This is a genomic window from Pseudomonas sp. AP42 (assembly GCF_001728935.1).
GTDB classification, from domain to species: Bacteria; Pseudomonadota; Gammaproteobacteria; order Pseudomonadales; family Pseudomonadaceae; genus Aquipseudomonas; species Aquipseudomonas lactis.
In genome coordinates this window covers 33,569-49,646 of the sequence record NZ_LYSO01000011.1, presented here as the reverse complement: position 1 = coordinate 49,646, position 16,078 = coordinate 33,569, and the positions used below count along the sequence as shown (strand labels likewise).

Genomic DNA, 16,078 nt, shown 5'->3' with positions numbered 1-16,078 from the left:
CCAGGAGTCAGGAAGAGTGTGCGTTGATTACAGCCTTCAAAAGCGGCGGTGACAAATCCTTGGGAGCACGCTCACTGATACTTTTTTGCACTCGGTGATCGCCCTCAAACGAAGCTTGAGGGCGATCGATGCAGGATTTAGCGCTCGATATCAGCCAATACGCGTTCAGCCAACAACCTGGATACCTCAATCAACTGTGCAATACCCAGCGCACCTTCTCGTCGCGAGCCGTCGAGTTCAAAGGCGAAATCGCAGGTGAGGGCGTGGGCAGAGGCGAGGGATTCGCTGAGGTTGACGAGTAGGTCTTGGGTGCAGATGCCGTCTTTAACGGTGAATAGCACGCTGGCAGGGGGATTTGGTGTGGGTTTGATCATGGTGAAACTCCTGATTTAAGTGGAGCTGCCACCCTTTCGCCGCGACGCTATTGGGTGGTAGCTGTACGCAGGTTCGCGGACCGGAATCAGGAAACCGGCATACCCGAAGGTATCCCGCGCACAGCCACCATGAAGCCGCACAGTAGACGATAAAAAAACGCCGACTAAAAGCGGAAATGGCACTTTGCATCTGATTAAACCGGGCCGCGACGCCCGACCGCTGAGTATGCAGCGGTGTACGGAGACTAGAGATCGAGTGTCCTAGGGGCAACCTCAAAGCCTTGTAAGACGTTTCTGTTTCCCACTACCTAGACGAACGATCAACCTCAAGCCAAATTCTGCTCCGTCAACCGCTGCACCGCCAACCGCCGATAGTGAGACGGCGTCATCCCCTTAAGCTGCTGAAAACGCCGATTGAAGTTGGAAATGTTATTGAACCCCGACTCAAAGCACACATCCGTCACGGCCTTGTCCCCATCGGCCAGCAATTCACAGGACTTGCTGATGCGCAGCCGATTGACGAATTCAATAAAAGTCCGCCCGGTCGCCTGTTTGAATACCCGGGAAAAATACGTCGGCTTCATCCCCAGGTACTCCGCCACTTCTTCCAGCGGCAGCTCGCGGGCGTAGTGGGCAAAGATGTAGTCCACCGCGCGGTTGGTGCGGTCGATGCTGTGTTCGTCGGCTTGCTGTGGCGTGGTCACGCCGGACAGTAACTGGTAGTTCTCACAGGCGCTCAACACTTCCAGCAAGATAAAGAAGTGCCCCAGGCGTGCCATGCCCCGGGCGTCTTCGATGCGTTGCATCAGGGTCATGGCGTGGGCGATGGTTTTTTTGCAGCGAAATTCGATGCCGTATTGCGCACGTTCAAGCAGCGGCGCCAGGCTTTTGAGTTCGGTGAAGATGTGGCTGCCATGTTCGAACAATTCATCGGTGAAGTTCACCAGCATGTCGCGCTTGGGCACGACTTCGTCTTCTTCCACCTGGCTGATCCAGTTATGGGGCAGGTTGGGGCCGGTGAGGAACAGGCTTTCGGGGTAGAAGTTGCCGATGTAGTCGCCGATAAACACCTTGCCGGAGCTGGCGACGATCAGGTGCAGCTCGTATTCCTTGTGGAAATGCCAGCGCACCAGGGGGCAGGGGAAGCCGTGCTGGCGATAGATGATGGACAGGCCGTTGTGGTCGTCCATCAGCTCGTAGGAAGGGTCGGTGATGCGCGTTGCTCGGGTCATGCTGCCGTCGCTTTATTGTGGTTGCTGCGTAGGATAATGCCCCGTCCCGCGCGACCTCGCCAGCGCCAGTGTTTATAGGGTGCGGTTTTTGGCCTCGATCCACTGGGACATGTACTGGGTACTTTTATGCGCGTGGTGGCGCAGCATGCTGCCGGTGAAGTTGTCCCGGCGATGAACGGCAAGGTTGCTGCGGCAACGTTCCAGGCATTCCACTAAGGCGGGCCCGTGCACGTCCTGGTCATAGCGCCGGGCCAGGAGTTGGCGCCCTTGTTCCTGGGCTTGAGTCCAGCGCTCGCGGTTTTGGTAAAGGGCCACGGCAGCGGCGGCCAGGGCCGGGGCGTCCTCTGCGATCACGCCGGGCCAGGGTTGGTCATCGCCCATGGCCTCGGCGCCGATTGGGGTGGTGACAGCGGGCGTGCCGCACAGCATGGCGTCCACCAACTTGCCCTTGATGCCGGCGCCAAAGCGCAGCGGTGCCAGGCATATACGCGCGGCGGTCATGACTTGCAATGCATCTTCGGCCCAGTTCATCACATGGAAACCCTGCGCCGGGTTGTGCAGGGCCGTGGCCTTGGGCGGGGTGTAGGCGCCGTAGATATGCAACTGCGCGCCCGGCAGTTGTTGGCGAATCAGCGGCCACAGGCTGTGCTTCATCCACAGCACCGCATCCCAGTTGGGCGCGTGGCGGAAGTTGCCGATGCTGAGGAAATGCGCACGGTCTTCAAAGGGCGCAAATGCAGCGCTGGGCGGATGCAGCATCAACGGGCACCAGTGGAGCAGGGCGGCCGGCACCTTGAACTGTTCGGTGAGCAGGCGGATTTCCACGTCAGAGATCATCAGGCTGATGTCACAGCGGTAAATGGCGGCGATTTCGCGTTTGGCCAGGTCGGTATCGGCCATGCGCTGGAACTCGTCCTCCAATGCCGGGGCGAACAGGGCGCTGAAGTCGTCGCTGTCGGGGTTGGCTTTTACTTGTTCTTTGAAACGCTGGTGACGGGCGTCGCGCAGGCTTTGCAGGTCGGAGGTCTCCAGCACCCGTAGCGCGTCGGGGCAGCATTGTTCCACGCGCCAGCCGAATTGCTCCTCCATCATGAAACGGTCGAACAGCACAATGTCCGGGGCCAATTCGCGGACAAAATCATCGAAACTGCTGTTATTCAGTTCGATAGCGCGTTCGGCGATCCCGAGTGCGGGCAGGTCGGCCTTGTGCTCGCCAATGGTGGCGGGGCTGCTGAAGGTAATGTCCCAACCTTGCGTAAGAAAACTCTCAAGGATTTGCATCATATGCCCGCCCGCTGCAGAAGAACGGGGTTCGGGCCAGACGTAGCCAATGACCAGGACTTTGGTGGCGGGTTGATGCATGAAATGAGTCCTTCGTGCCGTCGGGGCGGGCCTAAAAAAGCGGCTGATTAAATCACACTTTTGCGGCGCAACAAGCCTTGCGAGGAAATGCTGATTAATGCGTGGATTTTAATTGCGAAATGAGCTTTTGGCCTGTCAACGTTCACAGTTATCGCGGCTTGTGCAGGGTGTTAGGTTCGCTACAGCTTTCCGGATGTAGGGCGGTCGGAAACTCATCAAATCGTTTTCAGGAGGTGCCTACCATGGATGACCATGAACAAACCAACAAGGGGAACGCGGTTGAAGCTGACTGGCATAACGTCACATTGACAAGGGGTGTTACCGGCTATAGCGGCAATTTGCGTATCAGGTTTCAGCGCTCAGGTAACACGCTGACGTTGACAACCGAGGACTACATGATCAAGGGCGATAGTTCACGTAACAAAGCCAATATTAATTACGATGTCAAGGTCGGCAACAACACTGTATGGGACCTGGACTCGCCCGATGACCGTATGCAGGATGGGCAGTGGCATACTTGGTCAAACTACAAGTCAGTAGCGATTCCGAGCGGGACTCAGACGATAACGTTCAGGGCAGAGTTTATCTTTGATATGTCCGGACCCGATGATCGGGCAATAGCGACGCATGCCGTAAGCATCTAGCTCGCGAGCGCCAACGTCTTGCCGGGCACCTCCGGTGCCCGGCATTTCCTATCTATCGAACTGAATCTATATCAGCGCAATTTCGGCGGGTAAGCACGTGTTCGCGCCCGATTCCAGGCGGTGTCGGTATTGATCATGCGTGGGGACATGACAATTTGTGTCTGGCGGTAGGTAGCTTCGGCACTTTGTGGTTAACTTCCGCCTCTCGAATTCGTTTAACCAAACCCAGCATAAGGATTCCGTTCATGGCTCAAGTCACCCTTAAAGGCAACCCGGTCCAGGTTGAAGGCGAACTGCCGAAAGTAGGCGCCAAAGCTGCAGACTTCACCCTGACCGCCGGCGATCTGTCCAACGCCACCCTGGCTACCTTTGCCGGCAAGCGCAAAGTGCTGAACATCTTCCCAAGCGTTGACACCCCAACCTGCGCCACTTCGGTGCGCAAGTTCAACGCCCAGGCCAACGACGTGGCCAACACCGTGGTGCTGTGCATCTCCACCGACCTGCCATTCGCCCAGGCACGTTTCTGCGGCTCCGAAGGCCTGGAAAACGTGAAGAACCTGTCGGACTTCCGTGATTCGGACTTCGCTGTTGATTACGGTGTGGCCATTGCCGACGGCCCGCTCAAAGGCCTGACCGCACGCGCTGTCGTGGTACTGGACGAAAACGACAACGTGCTGCACAGCGAGTTGGTCAAGGAAATCGCTGAAGAGCCAAACTACGACGCCGCCCTGGCTGTGTTGAAGTAACTGTTTCTACGTATGACTGTCGTTTGGCAGTAACACGTATGATGCATGATTGCGGCCTGGCCTAGTCCAGGCCGTTTTTATTTGAGCGTCAGCGGCTTAGCGAAATAGCCGGTGGACTAAGATCAAAAGTTAAACGTTGTAAGCCTAAGGTAAATAGCCGGTAAAGGTGCTTTTCTAAACGCACCCCAGTGCTTATCTTTCAGCCTCCCGAAGAAGAAGCTCTCACCCCCAATGGTTGATCACTCCATGCAATCCTCCTCCCGCAACTCCCGCCGCTGGCTGTTTGGCCTGCTCGTGCTGCTGGTTATCGCCGGCCTGTGCTGGAAATTCTGGCCCAGTGGCGCGGCCCATAAAGATGCTCCGGCGGGGCACACGGGCAAGACCGGCATGGCGCGGCCGGGCTTCGGTGGTTCCACCGGGCCGGTACCGGTGCGTGTGGCACCGGCGGTGCTGGGGGAGTTCCCGGTGTACTACAAGGCCCTGGGGACGGTCACTGCGCTGAACACCATTAATGTGCGCAGCCGGGTGGGCGGTGAGCTGGTCAAGATCGCCTTCGAGGAAGGGCAGATGGTCAAGGCCGGCGACCTGCTGGCAGAAATCGACCCACGCAGCTACCAGAACGCTTTGCTCCAGGCCCAGGGCACCTTGCTGCAGAACCAGGCCCAGTTGAAGAACGCCCAGGTTGATGTACAGCGTTATCGCGACCTGTACGCCCAGGACAGTATCGCCAAGCAAACCCTGGACACCGCCGAAGCGCTGGTTCTGCAATACCAGGGCACGGTCAAGACCAACCAGGGCGCGGTGGACGACGCCAAGCTCAACCTGGAATTCACCAAGATCCGCGCGCCCATCAGTGGCCGCGTCGGTTTGCGCCAGCTTGACGTCGGCAACCTCGTCGCCGCCAACGACACCACCGCCCTGGCGGTGATCACCCAGACCCAGCCGATCAGCGTGGCTTTCACCCTGCCGGAAAATACCCTGGAGACCGTGTTGGCCCGTTACCACGCCGGCAACAAATTGCCCGTGGAAGCCTGGGACCGTAGCGACGTGAAAAAACAGGCGGTCGGTGTACTGCAAAGCCTGGACAACCAGATTGATGTGACTACCGGCACGCTGAAATTCAAGGCGCGTTTCGATAACAAGGACCAGGCGCTGTTCCCCAACCAGTTCGTCAATGTGCACCTGCTGGCTGATACCTTGAAGAACGTGGTGCTGGCGCCCTCTGCGGCGATCCAGTTCGGCAACAATGGCACCTTTGTCTACAAGCTCGACGGCGACAAGAAGGTCAAGGTCCAGCCCTTGGTGGTAGGTGACACCGATGGCGAAAACACCGTGATCAAGGAAGGCCTGGTCGCTGGCGACCGCGTGGTACTGGAAGGTACTGACCGCCTCAAGGACGGCAGCGAGATCGAAGTGGTCAACGCCAGCAGCGAGGTGCCGACCACCCCGACCGAACACCTGCAAGGCAAGCCCGCAGCAAAAGGGGAGACCGGTGCTGACGCCGGCAAGGCGCAAAAGGTCGGTTCATGAACCTGTCGCGTCTGTTCATCCTTCGCCCGGTCGCCACCACGCTGAGCATGCTGGCCATTGTCCTGGCCGGCATCATCGCGTACCGCCTGCTGCCGGTGTCGGCGTTGCCACAGGTGGATTACCCGACCATCCGGGTGATGACCCTGTACCCCGGCGCCAGCCCCGATGTGATGACCAGCGCGGTCACCGCACCGCTGGAGCGCCAGTTCGGGCAAATGCCCGGGCTGACGCAGATGGCGTCCACCAGCTCCGGCGGTGCCTCGGTGCTGACCCTGCGTTTCAACCTCGACATCAATATGGATGTCGCCGAGCAACAGGTGCAGGCCGCGATCAACGCCGCCACCAACCTGCTGCCCAAGGATTTGCCGGCGCCGCCGGTGTACAACAAGGTCAACCCGGCAGATACCCCGGTGCTGACCCTGGCAATCACCTCCAAGACCATGTTGCTGCCCAAACTCAATGATTTGGTCGATACGCGCATGGCGCAGAAAATCGCGCAGATCAGCGGCGTCGGCATGGTCAGCATCGCCGGTGGCCAGCGCCAGGCCGTGCGCATCAAGGTCAACCCCGAGGCCCTGGCGGCCAATGGCTTGAACCTCTCGGACGTACGCGCCCTGATCGCCGCCTCCAACGTCAACCAGCCCAAGGGTAACTTTGACGGCCCCACCCGCGTGTCGATGCTCGACGCCAACGACCAGTTGGTTTCGCCCGAGCAATATGCCGAACTGATCCTGGCCTACAACAATGGCGCGCCGCTGCGGCTCAAGGATGTGGCGCAGATCGTCGACGGCGCCGAAAACGAGCGCCTCGCCGCCTGGGCCAACGAGAACCAGGCTGTACTGCTCAATATCCAGCGCCAGCCGGGTGCCAACGTGATCGAGGTGGTGGACCGCATCAAGGCCCTGCTGCCCAGCATCACCGACAACCTGCCGGCCGGCCTGGACGTGACGGTGCTCACCGACCGTACCCAGACCATCCGCGCCTCGGTCAAAGACGTACAGCACGAGCTTCTGATCGCCATTGCCCTGGTGGTAATGGTGACGTTCCTGTTCCTGCGCCGCGTCAGCGCCACGATCATTCCGTCCATCGCGGTGCCGCTGTCCCTGGTGGGCACCTTTGGCGTGATGTACCTGGCCGGATTCTCCATCAATAACCTGACGCTGATGGCCCTGACCATCGCCACCGGGTTTGTGGTGGACGACGCCATCGTGATGCTGGAGAACATCTCGCGCTATATCGAGGAAGGCGAGACGCCGATGGCGGCCGCGCTCAAGGGCGCCAAGCAGATTGGTTTCACCCTGATATCCCTGACCTTGTCGCTGATTGCGGTGTTGATCCCGCTGCTGTTCATGGCTGATGTGGTCGGGCGGCTGTTCCGTGAATTTGCTATCACCCTGGCCGTGGCGATCCTGATTTCCCTGGTGGTGTCCCTGACCCTCACGCCCATGATGTGCGCGCGTCTGCTCAAGCGCGAACCCAAGGAAGAAGAGCAGGGCCGCTTCTACAAGGCCAGCGGCGCCTGGATTGATTGGCTGATCGAAGCCTACGGCCGCAAGCTGCAATGGGTGCTCAAGCACCAGCCGCTGACGTTGCTGGTGGCGATCGCCACCCTGGGGCTCACGGTGGTGCTGTACCTGGTGGTGCCCAAGGGCTTTTTCCCGGTTCAGGACACCGGGGTGATCCAGGGCATTTCCGAGGCGCCGCAGTCGATTTCTTTTGCGGCCATGAGCCAGCGCCAACAGGAACTGGCGAAGATCATCCTCGCCGACCCTGCGGTCGAGAGCCTGTCGTCCTACATTGGTGTGGATGGCGATAACGCCACCCTCAACAGCGGCCGCTTGCTGATCAACCTCAAGGCCCACGGCCAGCGCGACTTGAGCGCAGCCCAGGTGATCACTCGCCTGCAACCGCAGATCGACAAGCTGGTGGGCATCCGCTTGTTCATGCAACCGGTGCAGGACCTCACTATCGAGGACCGGGTCAGCCGTACCCAGTATCAGTTCAGCATGTCCTCGCCGGACGCCGAACTGCTGGCGTTGTGGAGCGGCAAGCTGGTACATGCCCTCAGCCAGTTGCCGGAACTCACCGACGTGGCCAGTGACCTGCAGGACAAAGGCTTGCAGGTGTACCTGGTGATTGATCGCGATGCGGCCTCGCGCCTGGGCGTGAGCGTCTCGACCATCACCGATGCGCTGTATGACGCCTTCGGCCAGCGCCAGATCTCCACCATCTATACCCAGGCCAGCCAGTACCGGGTGGTGTTGCAGGCCCAGTCCGGCGAAACCCTCGGCCCGGCGGCCCTCAACCAGATCCATGTGAAGACCACCGACGGTGGCCAAGTACGCCTGTCGAGCCTGGCCCATGTGGAACAGCGCCAGGCACAGTTGGCAATTGCCCATATCGGCCAGTTCCCGGCGGTGATGATGTCGTTCAACCTGGCGCCCGGCGTGGCGCTGGGCAAAGGCGTGGAGCTGATCAACCAGACCCAGAAGGACATCGGCATGCCGGTGGGCGTGCAAACCCAGTTCCAGGGCGCGGCCCAGGCGTTTGAAGCCTCGTTGTCGAGCACTTTGCTGTTGATCCTGGCGGCGGTGGTCACCATGTACATCGTGCTCGGTGTGCTCTATGAGAGCTATATCCACCCGATCACCATCCTCTCGACCTTGCCATCGGCGGCAGTGGGGGCCTTGTTGGCGTTGCTGCTCAGCGGCAATGACCTGGGCATGATCGCGATCATCGGCATCATCCTGCTGATCGGTATCGTGAAAAAGAACGCGATCATGATGATCGACTTCGCCCTCGACGCCGAACGCAACCAGGGCCTGGACCCGCAGACGGCGATCTACCAGGCGGCGCTGCTGCGCTTCCGGCCGATCCTGATGACCACCCTGGCCGCCTTGTTCGGTGCCGTGCCGTTGATGCTCGCCAGTGGCTCCGGCGCCGAACTGCGCCAGCCCCTGGGCCTGGTGATGGTCGGTGGCTTGCTGGTGAGCCAGGTGTTGACGCTGTTCACCACGCCGGTGATCTACCTGTACTTCGATCGTCTTGGCCGGCGCTGGCGCAAAGAGCCGCAACGCCTGGAGCCGGTTGAGCCATGAACCTGTCCGGACCTTTCATCCGCCGGCCGGTAGCCACCATGCTGCTGAGCCTGGCGATCATGCTGCTCGGTGGCGTCAGCTTCAACTTGCTGCCGGTGTCGCCATTGCCGCAGATCGACTTCCCGGTGATTGTGGTGTCGGCCAGCTTGCCCGGTGCCAGCCCCGAGGTGATGGCGTCTACGGTGGCTACGCCGCTGGAGCGCTCATTCGGCGCGATTGCCGGTATCACCACCATGAGCAGTTCCTCGAGCCAGGGCTCTACCCGGGTGATTCTGGCGTTCGATTCCGACCGCGACATCAACGGCGCGGCGCGGGAAGTGCAGGCGGCCATCAACGCGTCGCGCAACCTGCTGCCCAGCGGTATGCGCAGCATGCCCACCTACAAGAAGATCAACCCGTCCCAGGCGCCGATCATGGTGCTGTCGCTGACCTCCGACGTGTTGCAGAAAGGGCAGTTGTACGACCTGGCTTCGACCATCCTGTCCCAGAGCCTGTCCCAGGTGCCGGGCGTGGGCGAAGTGCAGATCGGCGGCAGTTCGCTGCCGGCGGTGCGCATCGAGTTGGAACCCAAGGCCCTCGATCAGTACGGCGTCGCCCTGGACGATGTGCGCAACACCATCGCCAACGCCAACCAGCGCCGGCCCAAAGGTTCGCTGGAAGACAGCGAGCGCAATTGGCAGATCCAGGCCAATGACCAGTTGGAAAAAGCCAAGGACTATGAGCCCCTGCTGATTCGTTATCAGGATGGCGCGGCCCTGCGTCTCAAAGACGTGGCGAAGATCACCGATGGGGTGGAAGACCGCTACAACAGCGGCTTCTTCAACAATGATTCGGCGGTGTTGCTGGTGATCAACCGCCAGTCCGGCGCCAACATCATCGAAACCGTGCGGCAGATCAAGGCGCAGTTGCCGGCGTTGCAGGCGGTGTTGCCGTCCAGCGTCAAGCTCAGCCTGGCCATGGACCGTTCACCCGTGATCACCGCCACCCTGCATGAGGCGGAAATGACCCTGCTGATTGCCGTGGGGCTGGTGATCCTGGTGGTGTACCTGTTCCTGGGTAACTTCCGTGCTTCGCTGATCCCGACTCTGGCGGTGCCGGTGTCGCTGGTGGGCACCTTTGCGGTGATGTACCTGTACGGCTTTTCGTTGAACAATTTCTCGCTGATGGCGCTGATCCTCGCCACCGGGCTGGTGGTGGACGATGCGATCGTGGTGCTGGAGAACATTTCCCGGCACATCGACGAGGGCGTGCCACCGATGAAAGCCGCCTACCTGGGCGCTCAGGAAGTCGGCTTTACCTTGCTGTCGATGAACGTGTCGTTGGTGGCGGTGTTCCTGTCCATTCTGTTTATGGGCGGCATTGTCACCAACCTGTTCCGTGAGTTTTCCATCACCTTGTCGGCGGCGATCATCGTCTCACTGATTGTCTCGCTGACCCTGACGCCCATGCTCTGTGCCCGTTGGTTGAAGCCGCATGTGAAGGAGCGGCAGACCGGTTTGCAGCGCTGGAGCCAGAAGGTCAACGACCGCATGGTCGCCGGCTACGCCACCAGCCTGGATTGGGTGTTGCGCCATCGGCGCCTGACCTTGCTCAGCCTGTTGGTCACCGTGGGCGTGAATATCGCGCTGTACGTGGTGGTGCCCAAAACCTTCATGCCCCAGCAGGACACCGGCCAGTTGATCGGTTTTGTGCGCGGCGACGATGGCCTGTCGTTCAGCGTGATGCAGCCGAAGATGGAGATCTTTCGCCAGGCGGTGCTCAAGGACCCGGCGGTGCTCAGTGTGGCCGGCTTTATCGGTGGCAACCAAGGCACTAACAACGCAGTGATGCTGGTGCGCCTCAAGCCGCTTGGCGAACGCAAGATCTCCGCCCAGGCGGTGATCGAGCGCTTGCGCAAGGAGGTGCCGCTGGTGCCGGGCGGGCGCTTGTTCCTCATGGCCGACCAGGACCTGCAGTTCGGGGGCGGCCGCGACCAGACCAGCGCGCAATATTCCTACATCCTGCAAAGCGGCGACCTGGCCGCGTTGCGCCTGTGGTACCCGAAAGTGGTGGCGGCGATGCGTGAGTTGCCGGAGCTGACTGCCATCGACGCCCGCGAAGGCCGCGGCGCGGCCCAGGTGACGTTGATTGTCGACCGCGACCAGGCCAAGCGCCTGGGCATCGACATGGATATGGTCACGGCGGTGCTCAACAACGCCTACAGTCAGCGGCAGATTTCCACCATCTACGACAGCCTCAACCAGTACCAGGTGGTGATGGAGGTCAACCCCAAATACGCCCAGGACCCAATCACCCTCAACCAGATGCAGGTGATCACGGCCGACGGCGCGCGGGTACCGTTGTCGACCATTGCCCATTATGAAAACAGCCTGGCCGACGACCGTGTCAGCCATGAAGGCCAGTTTGCTTCGGAGAATATTGCCTTCGACATGGCGCCCGGCGTCACGGTGGAGCAGGGCACGGCGGCCATCGAGCGTGCGATTGCCAAGGTCGGGTTGCCCGAAGATGTGATCGCCAAGATGGCCGGCACCGCCGATGCGTTCGCCGCGACTCAGAAAGGCCAGCCGTTCATGATTCTCGGCGCGCTGGTGGCGGTGTACCTGGTGCTGGGTATTTTGTATGAAAGCTACATTCACCCGCTGACCATCCTGTCTACGCTGCCGTCGGCCGGTGTCGGTGCGTTGTTGGCGATCTACCTGCTAGGCGGCGAGTTCAGCCTGATTTCCTTGCTGGGTTTGTTCCTGTTGATCGGCGTGGTGAAGAAAAACGCGATCCTGATGATCGACCTCGCGCTGCAGTTGGAGCGCAACGACGGCATGAGCCCGCTGGAGTCGATCCGCAGCGCCTGCCTCTTGCGGCTGCGGCCGATCCTGATGACGACCCTGGCCGCGATCCTCGGTGCCTTGCCGTTGCTGCTCGGCAGCGGCGATGGCGCGGAAATGCGTCACCCGTTGGGCCTGACCATCATTGGCGGCCTGGTGTTCAGCCAGATCCTGACCCTTTACACCACCCCGGTGGTTTACCTTTACCTCGACCGCGCGCGCCACCGCTTCAATGCCTGGCGCGGCGTGCGTACCGATGCTGCCCTGGACACTGCGCTATGACCGACCCCACCAACGCCCCTGCAACCCCTGTAGGAGCGAGCTTGCTCGCGAAGAACGCCCATGCGCCGCGCTCATCCAGAATGAACGCGTTATCGTTGACGGCTTTCGCGAGCAAGCTCGCTCCTACAGTGGGACTGGCTATGTTGCTCAGCGCCTGCGCCATCGGCCCTGACTACAACCGCCCGCAGGTCATCGAGCCGGTGCAGTTCAAGGAGGCCCAGGGCTGGCGCCAGGCCAACCCCAGCGACTCCCTGGCCCGCGGCGCCTGGTGGGAGCTGTACGGTGACCGTCAACTCAACGACCTGGTGGTACGCCTCAACGCCTCCAACCAGACCGTCGCCCAGGCCGAAGCGCGTTTTCGTCAGGCAAAGGCATTGGTGCGCAGCTCACGCGGGGCGTTTTACCCCAGCGTTGACCTGAGCGTTGGCAAAACCCGCGCCAGCCAGGGCACCGGCAGCAGCAGTGCCAGCCTCAGCAGTTCCAGCAGCGGCATCCGCGACACCCTCAACGCGCAGTTAGGTGTGAGCTGGGAAGCCGATATCTGGGGCAAATTGCGCCGTGGCCTGGAGGCCAACGAAGCCAGTGCCGAGGCAAGCTCGGCCGACCTGGCCGCAATGCGCCTGAGCCAACAGTCGGAACTGGTGCAAAGCTACCTGCAATTGCGGGTCATGGACGAGCAGACGCGCCTGCTGCAAGCCACGTTGGACACCTACCAGCGCTCGTTGAAAATGACCGAAAACCAGTACCGTGCCGGTGTGGCCGGCAAGGATGCCATCGCCCAGGCGCAAACTCAGCTCAAGACCACCCAGGCCAGCCTGATTGACCTGATCTGGCAGCGCGCCCAGCTGGAAAACGCCATTGCGGTGTTGATCGGCGAGGCGCCGGCTAACTTCAATCTGGCTGTGAGCAACGACATCCCGGCCCTGCCGCAGATACCGGTGAGCCTGCCGTCCCAATTGCTGGAGCGCCGCCCCGATATCGCCTCGGCCGAGCGCTCGGTCATCGCCGCCAACGCCAATATCGGCGTGGCCAAGGCGGCTTATTATCCGGACCTCAGCCTGAGCCTGCAGGGCGGCTATTCCAGCAGTACGTACGAGGACTGGATCAGCCTGCCGAACCGTTTCTGGTCAGTGGGGCCGAAACTGGCGATGACCTTGTTCGATGGCGGCCAGCGTTCGGCGGAAGTCGACCGCAGCGTGGCCAGCTACGACGAGACCGTGGCCAAGTACCGCCAGACCGTGCTGGACGGTTTCCGTGAGGTGGAAAACTACATGGTGCAGCTCAAGGTGCTCGCCGACGAGGCGGTGGTCAGCAATGAAGCGCTGGAAGCCGCGCGTGAATCGTTGCGCTTGACCGAAAACCAGTACAAGGCCGGGTTGATTGCCTACCTGGACGTGGTCACGGTGCAGGCAACGGCCCTGAGTAACGAGCGTACGGTGTTGACCTTGCTGCAATCGCGCCTGGTGGCCAGTGTGCAGTTGATCGCTGCGTTGGGCGGAGGCTGGGACGGCCAGACGTCCCTGGCTGAAAAGGAGTGACCGGTGCGCCGCGCATCCTGTGGGAGCAAGACCCAACGTGTGGGCTTGCCCCAATGTCAGCCAGTTAAGCACCGTTCCCTGTGGGAGCTGGCTTGCCTGCGAAAGCGTTAGTGCAGTAGCAGATGGGGTGACTGACACACCGCCTTCGCGGGCAAGCCCGCTCCCACAGGGGACTTGCGCAAGCTCTGCATTTTGATGTTGAAAACACCCTGATCGCGCCATGCGATTGACGCCAGAAACGGCGTCATGGCCAATGGGTTAATTAATCACCTACCCGAGATTCATACTCGCTACAATCGCCCGATTTGCCACCCGGCACGGGCTTTTGCGCCCCGTCGCCTGCGAGACATGCCATGCTGATCGGTAGCTATTCAACCTCCCTTGTCGTGATTTCCCTGTGCGTGGCCATCCTGGCGTCCTACACCGCGTTGGACCTGGCCGGGCGTATCGCGACGGCCAAGGGGCGGGCTGTTTACCTGTGGATCACGGGTGGCGCAGTGGCGATGGGTGTCGGCATCTGGTCCATGCACTTTATCGGGATGTTGGCCCTGCGCCTGCCGTTTTCCTTGGGCTTTGACGTGGCCATTACCCTGTTCTCGCTGTTGATCGCCGTGCTATCCAGCGGGTTTGCGTTATGGCTGGTCAGCCAGCCACGCTTACCAACCTGGCAACTGGCATTGGGCGCGCTGGTGATGGGGGCCGGTATCGCCAGCATGCATTACACCGGCATGGCCGCGATGCGTATGACGCCGGGGATTGATTACGACCCGACCTTGTTCGGCGCTTCGTTGATGATCGCGGTGGTGGCTTCCGGCGCCGCGCTGTGGATTGCCTTCAACCTGCGGCGCAACACACCTTATGTACGGCTGGCACGGGGTGGCGCCGCCGTGGTGATGGGCGTGGCTATCGTGGGGATGCACTACACCGGGATGGCTGCGGCACGCTTTGCCGATGGCAGCTTCTGCGGCGCCGCATTGACCGGCCTGAGCGGCAAGGGCCTGGATAACCTGGTCTTGGTCACTTCGCTGGCGGTGCTGGTCATTGCGCTGTTGACCTCGGTGCTGGATGCGCGCCTGGAAGCGCGCACCGCCGTGCTCACCGATTCCCTGACCCTGGCCAACCAGGAACTCACCCACCTGGCCCTGCATGACATGCTCACCGGCCTGCCTAACCGCACGTTGCTGGCTGATCGCATTCAACAAGGCATCCAGGCGGTAAACGAGCGGGGCGGTTGCTTTGCCTTGATGTTTATCGACCTGGATGGTTTCAAGCCAGTCAACGATGCCTTTGGCCATCACCTGGGCGACCAGTTGTTGCGCGACGTCGGCTTGCGCTTGCGCGAGGATTTGCGCAGCCAGGACACCCTGGCCCGCATCGGCGGTGATGAGTTCGTGTTGCTGGTGCAGCTCACCCAGCCCGACGATGCCATGGGCTTGGCCGAGCGCCAGGTGAGCCTGATCAACCGCCCGTTCACGGTGGCCGACCATGAGCTGCAAATCTCGGCCAGCATCGGTATCGCCATGTTCCCGGGCAACGGTAATAACCCCCAGGAACTGCTGATGAACGCCGACGCGGCGATGTATCACGCCAAGGGCATGGGCAAGAACGGCTATAGCTTCTTCGATGTGTCGATGAACACCAACGCGCGCAAACAGCTGCAATTGCTGCAAGACCTGCGCAATGCCCTGGAGCAGGGGCAGTTTCGTTTGCATTACCAACCCAAGTTCGACGCCGTCAGCGGTGTTGCCGTGGGGGCCGAGGCGCTGTTGCGCTGGGAGCATCCGCAACAGGGCTTGCTGATGCCCGCTACGTTTATTGCACTGGCGGAGAAAACCGGGCTGATCATTCCCATCGGTGAGTGGGTACTCGATGAAGCCTGCCGCCAGATGCGCCTGTGGTACGCCCAGGGCTATGAGAGCTGGCGCATCGCCGTCAACCTGTCGGCGCTGCAGTTCTGCCATGCCGGGCTGGTCAACAGCGTAGCGGCGGCGCTGGAGCTTCACCACTTGCCGGCCAACAGCCTCACGCTGGAAATCACCGAGACCACCGCCATGAGCGATGCCGATGCGAGCATGACGGTGTTGCAGCAGCTCTCGGACATGGGCGTGGACCTGTCCATCGATGACTTCGGCACCGGTTACTCCAGCCTGATGTACCTCAAGCGCCTGCCGGCCAACGAGTTGAAGATCGACCGCGGTTTTGTGCGTGACCTGGAACACGACAGCGACGACGCGGCCATCGTCTCGGCCATCGTGGCCCTGGGCCAGGCCCTGGGCCTGCGAATTGTCGCTGAAGGCGTGGAGACCGATATGCAGCAGGACTTCCTCACCCGCCTGGGATGTGACGCCTTGCAAGGTTTCTTGTTGGGGCACCCGTTGCCAGCCGACAGCTTTATGGCCAATATCCGTCGCACCGAAGAGCCGGTAGCGCCTGACAAAAGCATTAAGTGA

Annotated in this window: 10 protein-coding genes; 7 read left to right on the top strand and 3 right to left on the bottom strand. The window is 61.0% G+C overall.

Features of this window, described 5'->3' with window-relative positions; genetic code table 11:
- Positions 1 to 137: 137 nt before the first annotated feature.
- The 3 genes from A7K61_RS06475 to A7K61_RS06465 all read right to left on the bottom strand — a co-directional run bounded on the left by A7K61_RS06475 (position 138) and on the right by A7K61_RS06465 (position 2,968).
- Entirely contained in the window at positions 138 to 374 is a 237-nt protein-coding gene (locus A7K61_RS06475) for a DUF6124 family protein (protein ID WP_034135497.1), read from the bottom strand.
- Positions 375 to 700: 326 nt separating this feature from the next.
- Positions 701 to 1,606, bottom strand: a complete 906-nt coding sequence (locus A7K61_RS06470; protein WP_069557205.1) for an AraC family transcriptional regulator — start codon at positions 1,604 to 1,606, stop codon at positions 701 to 703.
- 72 nt (positions 1,607 to 1,678) lie between these two features.
- Positions 1,679 to 2,968, bottom strand: coding sequence for a glycosyltransferase (locus A7K61_RS06465; protein WP_069557204.1), 1,290 nt, complete (start codon positions 2,966 to 2,968; stop codon positions 1,679 to 1,681).
- A gap of 242 nt (positions 2,969 to 3,210) precedes the next feature.
- On the opposite strand from A7K61_RS06465, the gene A7K61_RS06460 reads away from it, so the two are divergent.
- The 7 genes from A7K61_RS06460 (at position 3,211) to A7K61_RS06430 (ending at position 16,078) form a co-directional block, all read left to right on the top strand.
- The gene (locus tag A7K61_RS06460; RefSeq protein ID WP_044273517.1) at positions 3,211 to 3,612 is read left to right on the top strand and encodes a hypothetical protein; all 402 of its coding nucleotides are present in this window, start codon (positions 3,211 to 3,213) and stop codon (positions 3,610 to 3,612) included.
- A 245-nt stretch (positions 3,613 to 3,857) separates the two neighbouring features.
- Positions 3,858 to 4,358 (top strand): thiol peroxidase, encoded by a 501-nt coding sequence (gene tpx, locus A7K61_RS06455; RefSeq protein ID WP_044273518.1) that lies wholly within the window; start codon positions 3,858 to 3,860, stop codon positions 4,356 to 4,358.
- A gap of 231 nt (positions 4,359 to 4,589) precedes the next feature.
- Entirely contained in the window at positions 4,590 to 5,888 is a 1,299-nt protein-coding gene (locus tag A7K61_RS06450; RefSeq protein WP_014718695.1) for an MdtA/MuxA family multidrug efflux RND transporter periplasmic adaptor subunit, read from the top strand.
- Positions 5,885 to 8,986 carry an MdtB/MuxB family multidrug efflux RND transporter permease subunit gene (locus tag A7K61_RS06445; RefSeq protein WP_047710745.1) on the top strand — a complete coding sequence of 1,034 codons (3,102 nt, stop codon included), beginning with the start codon at positions 5,885 to 5,887 and terminating at the stop codon, positions 8,984 to 8,986. Before A7K61_RS06450 ends, A7K61_RS06445 begins: the two co-directional genes overlap by 4 nt.
- Complete coding sequence (locus A7K61_RS06440; protein ID WP_069557203.1) at positions 8,983 to 12,090, top strand: efflux RND transporter permease subunit; 3,108 nt, start codon at positions 8,983 to 8,985, stop codon at positions 12,088 to 12,090. The genes A7K61_RS06445 and A7K61_RS06440 overlap by 4 nt, the downstream gene beginning before the upstream one ends.
- On the top strand, positions 12,087 to 13,628 hold the full coding sequence (locus tag A7K61_RS06435) for an efflux transporter outer membrane subunit (protein WP_083263055.1): 1,542 nt from the start codon (positions 12,087 to 12,089) through the stop codon (positions 13,626 to 13,628). The genes A7K61_RS06440 and A7K61_RS06435 overlap by 4 nt, the downstream gene beginning before the upstream one ends.
- 353 nt (positions 13,629 to 13,981) lie before the next feature.
- The gene (locus A7K61_RS06430) at positions 13,982 to 16,078 is read left to right on the top strand and encodes a bifunctional diguanylate cyclase/phosphodiesterase (protein WP_069557201.1); all 2,097 of its coding nucleotides are present in this window, start codon (positions 13,982 to 13,984) and stop codon (positions 16,076 to 16,078) included.

Excerpts from the sequence above, each read along its gene's own strand:
- A7K61_RS06475 (WP_034135497.1), bottom strand. The coding sequence starts at position 374 with ATGATCAAACCCACACCAAATCCCCCTGCCAGCGTGCTATTCACCGTT.
- A7K61_RS06440 (WP_069557203.1), top strand. The coding sequence starts at position 8,983 with ATGAACCTGTCCGGACCTTTCATCCGCCGGCCGGTAGCCACCATGCTG.
- A7K61_RS06470 (WP_069557205.1), bottom strand. The coding sequence starts at position 1,606 with ATGACCCGAGCAACGCGCATCACCGACCCTTCCTACGAGCTGATGGAC.
- A7K61_RS06465 (WP_069557204.1), bottom strand. The coding sequence starts at position 2,968 with ATGCATCAACCCGCCACCAAAGTCCTGGTCATTGGCTACGTCTGGCCC.
- A7K61_RS06435 (WP_083263055.1), top strand. The coding sequence starts at position 12,087 with ATGACCGACCCCACCAACGCCCCTGCAACCCCTGTAGGAGCGAGCTTG.
- tpx (WP_044273518.1), top strand. The coding sequence starts at position 3,858 with ATGGCTCAAGTCACCCTTAAAGGCAACCCGGTCCAGGTTGAAGGCGAA.
- A7K61_RS06445 (WP_047710745.1), top strand. The coding sequence starts at position 5,885 with ATGAACCTGTCGCGTCTGTTCATCCTTCGCCCGGTCGCCACCACGCTG.
- A7K61_RS06430 (WP_069557201.1), top strand. The coding sequence starts at position 13,982 with ATGCTGATCGGTAGCTATTCAACCTCCCTTGTCGTGATTTCCCTGTGC.
- A7K61_RS06450 (WP_014718695.1), top strand. The coding sequence starts at position 4,590 with ATGGTTGATCACTCCATGCAATCCTCCTCCCGCAACTCCCGCCGCTGG.
- A7K61_RS06460 (WP_044273517.1), top strand. The coding sequence starts at position 3,211 with ATGGATGACCATGAACAAACCAACAAGGGGAACGCGGTTGAAGCTGAC.